Source organism: Bradyrhizobium sp. UNPF46 (assembly GCF_006658625.1).
In the GTDB taxonomy this organism is placed as follows: Bacteria; Pseudomonadota; Alphaproteobacteria; order Rhizobiales; family Xanthobacteraceae; genus Bradyrhizobium; species Bradyrhizobium nitroreducens.
This window is the reverse complement of the sequence record NZ_LFJB01000121.1, coordinates 1-6,777: the sequence shown is the minus strand read 5'-3', so window position 1 is coordinate 6,777 and position 6,777 is coordinate 1. Positions and strand designations below refer to the sequence as shown.

The 6,777-nt window shown below is 60.5% G+C and carries 5 protein-coding genes and 4 pseudogenes; 7 read left to right on the top strand and 2 right to left on the bottom strand.

Annotation, left to right across the window (positions count from 1 at the left end):
* Positions 1–394: 394 nt before the first annotated feature.
* Positions 395–952, bottom strand: a complete 558-nt coding sequence (locus UNPF46_RS36110) for a D-glycero-alpha-D-manno-heptose-1,7-bisphosphate 7-phosphatase (RefSeq protein WP_100181179.1) — start codon at positions 950–952, stop codon at positions 395–397.
* Positions 953–1,360: 408 nt separating this feature from the next.
* On the opposite strand from UNPF46_RS36110, the pseudogene UNPF46_RS36105 reads away from it, so the two are divergent.
* The 7 genes and pseudogenes from UNPF46_RS36105 (at position 1,361) to UNPF46_RS36075 (ending at position 6,383) form a co-directional block, all read left to right on the top strand.
* Positions 1,361–2,225 (top strand): annotated as a pseudogene (locus tag UNPF46_RS36105) (YqaJ viral recombinase family protein).
* The gene (locus UNPF46_RS38485) at positions 2,159–2,896 is read left to right on the top strand and encodes an ERF family protein (RefSeq protein WP_245448317.1); all 738 of its coding nucleotides are present in this window, start codon (positions 2,159–2,161) and stop codon (positions 2,894–2,896) included. The pseudogene UNPF46_RS36105 and the gene UNPF46_RS38485 overlap by 67 nt, the downstream one beginning before the upstream one ends.
* A gap of 84 nt (positions 2,897–2,980) precedes the next feature.
* A pseudogene (locus UNPF46_RS38800) lies at positions 2,981–3,202 on the top strand (DUF968 domain-containing protein); the annotation flags it as partial.
* 471 nt (positions 3,203–3,673) lie between these two features.
* Positions 3,674–3,916 (top strand): annotated as a pseudogene (locus UNPF46_RS38795) (transposase); the annotation flags it as partial.
* Between the two features lie 84 nt (positions 3,917–4,000).
* Positions 4,001–4,306, top strand: coding sequence for an IS66 family insertion sequence element accessory protein TnpB (gene tnpB / locus UNPF46_RS36085; protein ID WP_100177389.1), 306 nt, complete (start codon positions 4,001–4,003; stop codon positions 4,304–4,306).
* Between the two features lie 148 nt (positions 4,307–4,454).
* A pseudogene (tnpC, locus tag UNPF46_RS36080) lies at positions 4,455–6,062 on the top strand (IS66 family transposase).
* A gap of 99 nt (positions 6,063–6,161) precedes the next feature.
* Positions 6,162–6,383: a hypothetical protein gene (locus tag UNPF46_RS36075; protein ID WP_142253213.1), complete on the top strand. Its 222-nt coding sequence runs from the start codon at positions 6,162–6,164 to the stop codon at positions 6,381–6,383.
* Between the two features lie 133 nt (positions 6,384–6,516).
* On the opposite strand, the gene UNPF46_RS36070 is transcribed toward UNPF46_RS36075, so the two are convergent.
* Positions 6,517–6,777, bottom strand: a 261-nt coding sequence (locus UNPF46_RS36070) for a GDP-mannose 4,6-dehydratase (protein ID WP_181770270.1), incomplete at its 5' end; no start/stop codon positions are given.

The window sequence follows — 6,777 nt, the reverse complement described above, 5'->3', positions numbered from 1 at the left end:
CATCGAAGTCCTCGTCGCCCCCGAGCAGCTACCGATCTTGCAGGACCCAGATCAACCAGTCAAAACCTCTGCGTCGAGGTACTAGTCTAACAGCTCGCAGACGATCTTGGCGACCCCTAGCTTGAGCCAGATCTCGAAGCGCCACTTCCATATTCGCGCATTTGAACTCCGCCGTGAGGATTTCATCGAAGCCAGAACCAGCGGTCTCGTCCCAACGCGACAAGCCATGCCGATAAGCATTCCGGCTCGATACTGCTCTCCCAGCGCTTGTTCGCGGGCCCGTACTCTTCGCTGCGTTTGCGCGATTGGCTTCGATTTGTCGCTTTGACGCCAATTTGCCTCTCGATTTCCCCACTAGCAATCGAGCGATCCCTCGATCGCGAAGATCCCTGCCTCACCCTTTCGTTCTCGCGCCTCCGCAATGCGGCCGCGGTTGGTCCGGAGGACAGGACCGATCCGCCAACAACGGCGCAATGAACGTATGGAGGTTTGGTCCATCAAAAAGATAGGCCGCTATTCCGGAAGCTTGCGCCGCATCAAGGTCGCTCTGCTTATCGCCGATCATAAAGCTAGCATCGACATTTACGGCATATCGCTCAAGCAGAGCTCTGATCATCCCCGGCTGCGGCTTACGGCAGTTGCAGAGGACACGATAGCGTTCAATCAGGCCATCGGGATGATGGGGGCAAAATTCGAACGCATCGATATGGGCACCAACTCTAGCAAGCTCACGCGACATCCATTCGTGCAAATTGCGAACATGTCGCTCTTCGTAAAATCCCCTCGCGATTCCCGACTGGTTCGTCACGACAAACGCAAAATACCCAGCGTCATTGACCGCCTTCACAGCCTGTTGGGCTCCTTGTACCCACCGGATCTTGTCCGGATCAAAAGCATAGCCATCGTCCTCGTTGAGGACGCCATCGCGATCAAAAAAAACTGCCGGACGCATCGAACTCATTACCCCGCGCGGGAAAGGATTCTAACAATCATCCGACAATCGCTGTTTCATTTCAACACGTCGCGCGAGTGGATAGGATCTTCCCTGCGGCCCTTGGACGTAGATTGGCTTTGTTTTGTCGATTTGATGCTGGCCGATCTCAGCGCCGCCCTTGCCTAAAGGACGAGAACAAAAGCCATTCCAGACGCGATAACAAGAAAGAATGTTGCTGCAGATAGGACTGGCATTCCTCTGCAATTGGAGCGTTACTGCGTCGGCCAGAGCGCGATGGCGGCGCCGGTATCTCACCTCGCGGACGCGGGGCTTCAGGCAGTGCGGCGAAGAGCGCCGCTGTTCTTGAAGTGGGAGATATCAGTGCGTAGCGTTCAGAGTGACGGCCAACACGAGCCACACCATCAAATCGTCCGGTTCAACCCGAACGACAGACGGCGTTTCATCGGCGGCTCGGACGCCCGGATCATCAATGGGGGATAACCAAGAGAATCTAATCCGCCTCTGGCGCGAAAAGCGCGGCGAAACGGAGCCGCAGGATCTCTCGGACAATCTGATCGTTCGGCTCGGGACCGTGACCGAGGTCTTGAACCGCGCTTGGTATCAACGCGCGAACGGGCACACCGTCAAGGACATCCAGAAGCGCGTTCGCCATCCCGTCCACAAATGTATGGCGGCAACGCTGGACGGGACCGTCGAGCAGACCGGCGCCGTCTTCGAAGCCAAGTTCATGCTGCCTTGGGCCTTCAGCGAAGAAGCTGCGGCCGAAAAGCACATGGCTCAGCTGCAGCACAACATGTGGGTCACCGCATCCCGCAGCGCCGTTCTCTCCATCATCACCGGCGGCGGCAAATGGGTCGAGATCAAGCTCCATGCCGACCCGCTGTATCAGCACCTTCTGCTGACGGCTGAGAAGAAGTTTTGGTGCTGCGTGCAGAACGGCGAGCCGCCCATCCTATTCAACATCGAGACGCCCCGTCCGAGGCTGGAGGCCGTCAAGGTCATCGACATGTCCACGTCAAACCAATGGGCGGAGTTTGCGGCCACATACCTTCGAACCCGAGAGGCGCACGGACAACATGAGGCAGCCAAAGCCGACCTGAAGGCACTCATGCCGGAGGATGCCAAGGAGGTGACGGGCCCCGACCTTAAGGCCAAACGCTCCAAGTCTGGTGCAGTCAGTTTTGAGGCTGACGGGGGGATCCCATGCATCAATCCAATGAGCGCATCGGGACTATCGCCGCCGCCCTGGCCCGGGCCCAAGCTGAGCTAACAAATCCCGAGAAGACCCTGACTGCCGTAATCAGGTCGCCCTTCCCCCGAGAGGATGATCGTACCTTCCGCTACTCATTCCTAGCCTCCGGCCTCGACATCGTTCGCAAGGTGCTAAGCCAGCAGGAGATCGCCACCATCCAGACCACCCGGATCGAGCAGGTCACGGGGCAGATCCATCTCACCACCCTGCTCGCCCATGCCTCCGGGGAATGGATCTCCTCCGATCTTCCGGTCTGCGCCTCCAAGGAGGTCGAAGCGCCGCACCGGATGGGCTCCGCGCTGACCTATGCCCGCCGGTATGCCCTGTTTGCCTTGGTCGGAATCGCCGGGGAGGACGATTTGGACGCGGCTGACGTCGTCACGGAGCCTCCCGCTGCCCCCGAGCCGCAGGCCGCGTCAGGACCAAAAAGGAGGCCGCCTGGCAGCGTTCTGAACCGACCCGCGGTATTGCCGCCCGAACGGTCCGCAGAACTCCTGGACCGGCTCCTGGGCCAGCTATCCGCCCAGGAGGACGACGAGGACTGCTCGCCTGGGCCAGGATCAGCCCCCTCTCAAGAACACTCTCCTGGAGGCGGATGCCCGCGCTCTCGAAGCCGCGTATCAAAGGCGGATCCGGGATACCCCTCTGCCCGACATCCATTCCGCGGATCAGCAGCCTGCGCCCTTTAGATTCGTTCCTCCCGATGAAGGCCTTGCGACGGCGTCCAGTAACATCGAAGTGGCTGCTGGCCCGCTCGGCAAGAGGAGGCCGGCCTCGCCTTCCCGAAGGAGCCGCCTCGGCGACGGAGTAAGGATCACCTCGCCTTCATCCGCAGCCAAGGTTGTCTGGTCTGCCAGAAGACCCCCGCCGATGCGCATCACCTTAAGTTCGCCCAGCCACGAACATTGGGACGCAAGGTCAGCGACGAGTTCACGGTCCCGCTCTGCCGATCTCATCACCAATCCCTGCACCGACACGGAAATGAAAGGGCTTGATGGACTAACCTGCAAATTGCGCCCCTTCCGGTCGCGAAAGAGCTTTGGGATGCCAGCCCCGTCCATCTGACGAAAGGCACACCGGTCGCTCTACCGCCGCGTCCGCCATTGGAGGCGCAAGGTCAATGAATGGTCCGGTAGATCTGCGCAAACCGCATCCGGCAAGCGTCTTGCCGCCTCAATTCGAGGCGCTATGTCCTCCGCCCCAACTTCTTCCTGGAGAGAACATCGACCACTATCAGGCGCTTCAGGCCGCAATCTTCCGAGACCTCGACCCCCAATCTGCGGTCGAGTGGCTGCTCGCGATCGACATCGTAGATCCGTATCCCTCCGACCGAGGCCGCCTTGTGTAGTTTGCGAGGGGGCCTGAGGATTTGACCTTAAGTCTAGCTTTAAGGTCAGGTCGGAATGCAGGTCAATGTGTTGGGCGCCGAGCGTCGGCGGCGATGAAGTTACGACGAGAAGGTCCGCTTTGTCGAAGAGACCTTGCAGCCCGGCGAGACGGTCTGCGGCGTGGCACGCCGGCACGGGGCGGCTCATAGCCTGCTGTTCACCTGGCGTCGACAAGCGCGCCAGGGGCGACTGGGCCGAGATGCCACACCTGATCTTGTTCCCGTCGAGATCACCTGTAGCGGTTCCGATCTCGAGCGGCGCACCACAACTGGCGTCTTCACCGCCCGCGCAGCGTGCAAGGGCTGGAATCATCGAGATTGAGCTCGGGGGCGGCTGTCGTGTTCGCGTTGACCGCGACGTGGATGTTGAGGCGCTGCAGCAGGTTCTCGAGCTCTTGCGACGACGATGATTCCGATTCCCAGCGGCGTCAGGGTCTGGATCGCGACCGGCCACACCGATATGCGCCGCGGCATGCGAAGCCTGGCTCTTACGGTTCAGGAGAGCCTGAAGCGCGATCCCCATGCCGGCGATCTCTATATCTTCCGGGGCCGCAGCGGCGATCTGCTCAAGATTCTTTGGCATGATGGGTTGGGCATATCGCTCTATGCCAAGCGCCTGGACCGAGGCAAGTTCATCTGGCCTTCAGCGTCCGGCGGCGCCGTATCGATCTCTGCAGCGCAGATGGCTTACATGCTGGAGGCGATCGACTAGCGCAATCCGCAACTGAGCTGGCGACCACAGAGCGCATGCTGAGCATAAAGTCCCGCAGATCTTACATTTTGGGGAGTCCCAGCGCCTCCAATTTGTGATTCATTGCGTCGCGGGAATGCTGATGCGATGCCCCGGATAACATGCCGCCTTGAGAGCGGCGCTGGCAGCCGAGCGCGCGAAGGGTTTGGAGATCGCGGCTGAGCTTGCAGTCGCCCACGCGAAGGCGTCTGAAGACGACGCGCTGATCGCCCAGCAGAAGCTGCAGATCGCCAAGCTGAAGCATCAAATCTACGGCCAGCGGTCGGAGCGTTCGTCACGCCTGGTCGAGCAGTTGGTGCTGACGTTCGAAGAGCTGGTAAGTGACGCCACTGAAGACGAGCTGGCGGCAGAGCGCGCCGTGGCCAAGGCGACGACGGCGCGCGGATTTACGCGCAAGCGCGCCGAGCGTCAGACCCTCCCCGAGCACCTCCCACGGGAACGGGTGGTGATCGAGCCGCCGACGGCTTGTGAATGCTGTGGTAGCAATCGTCTGCGCAAGCTCGGCGAGGACGTCACCCGGACACTGGAAGTGGTGCCGCGCCAGTGGAAGGTGATCGAGACGGTGCGCGAGAGGTTCTCCTGCCGTGACTGCGAGAAGATCAGCCAGGCGCCGGCGTCATTCCATGCCGTCGCACGGGGATGGGCCGGCCCGAACCTCTTGGCCATAATCATGTTCGAGAAGCTCGGCTAGCATCAGCCGTTGAACCGGCAGGCCGAGCGCTACGCGCTGGAAGGCGTGCCGATCGCGCTGTCGACCATGGCGGACGCCGTGGGATCGGTCTGTGCGTCGCTGGATCCCCTTCTGCGCCTGGTCGAAGCCCATGTCATGGCGGCCGAGCGCCTTCATGCCGATGATGCGACCGTGCCGGTGCTCGCTAAGGGCAAGACCGATACGGCACGATGCTGGATCTACGTCCGGGACGACCGGCCCTTTGGAGGCACGGCGCCGCCAGCGGCGATGTTCTATTACTCCCGCGACCGCAAGGGCGAGCATCCCCAGGGGCATCTGGCCCGATATGCAGGCATCCTGCAGGCCGACGCCTATGACGGGTACAACCAGCTCTATCTGGCGGGACGCCAGCCTGGACCGATCCGGGAAGCGGCGTGTTGGGTCCATGCGCGGCGCCCGTTCTTCGCCATGGCCGATATCGAAGAGAATGCCCGTCTCAAGGCCACCGGCAAGAAGGAGATCCCGCTCTCGCCCATCGCGGTCGAGGTCGTGCGGCGGATCGATGCGCTGTTCGAGATCGAACGCTCTATCAATGGCAGGAGTGCCGAGGAACGCGTTCGGGTTCGACAGAGGCCGACCCGGCCTCTGGTTGAGGACTTTCAGGTCTACATGCGGGAGCGGCTCGCCAAGCTCTCCCGTGGGCACAACCTGGCCAAGGCGTTCAACTACGTCCTGAAGCGCTGGGCGAGCTTCACCCTCTTCCTGGAGGACGGCCGCGTCTGTCTCTCGAACAATGCCGCCGAGCGAGGATTAAGAGGTATAGCTCCCGGACGAAAATCCTGGTTGTTCTGCGGCTCTGATCGTGGCGGACGGCGCGCAGCTTCCATGTACAGCTTGATCGTTACGGCCAAGATGAACGACGTCGATCCGCAGGCTTGGCTCACGGATATCCTTGCCTGCATCGCTGCCCACCCAGCTCATCGGCTCGACGAGCTTCTGCCCTGGAATTGGACGCCGGGATCAGCGATTGCTGCACAGGCGGCGTGATCTGCGAGCTGGTGACGCTGCTGCGTGACAACTATCGTATCATGTTGCCAACATTGCTAGAGAGCTATTCGCGAAATGTCTCTAGAGGGGCAATCGGCCATGAGTATCCATGCGGCGCTTCAGGAAATAGTCAAGCTGATCGGTGAGTACGGGTTCTACGTGTATCTCGTTCTGATGGCTGTCTATGTCGCTTTCATTGCTAGTATTCGGAGAGCTGCTCTGAACGACGTCCGAAACAGCGGAAGCGGCTGGCAGGAAACTAACCGTATTGTTCATGCGATCCTGATCGAGCGCTATTCTAATCGGCGTGTGCCGGCCTGACCGTGTTTTATGGCATGCCGATCCTCACCTTATTCTTAGCGCTTCTGCCTTTTCTGATTTCCTCGCCAGGTAAGGGCTAACCTGCCTGTGGCCCGCACCGGATGCTTACTCTTGTTCTTACGCTTGCCGCCGTTCACTCGTGGCGCGGATAATATCTGAAGCCGTGCTGCTTGATGAGCTCATCCCGTTTTGCGGATTCGAGATCTTCTTTCGTCATTTCTCGAACCAGGCTTTCGAACGATGTCTTGGGCTCCCAACCGAGTTTCTGCTTGGCCTTCGACGGATCACCAAGAAGCGTCGCGACCTCAGTGGGGCGGAAATAGCGCGGATCGACCGAAACGATGCACTTCCCGGACTTGGCGTCATATCCCTTTTCGTCGACGCCGCTTCCCTC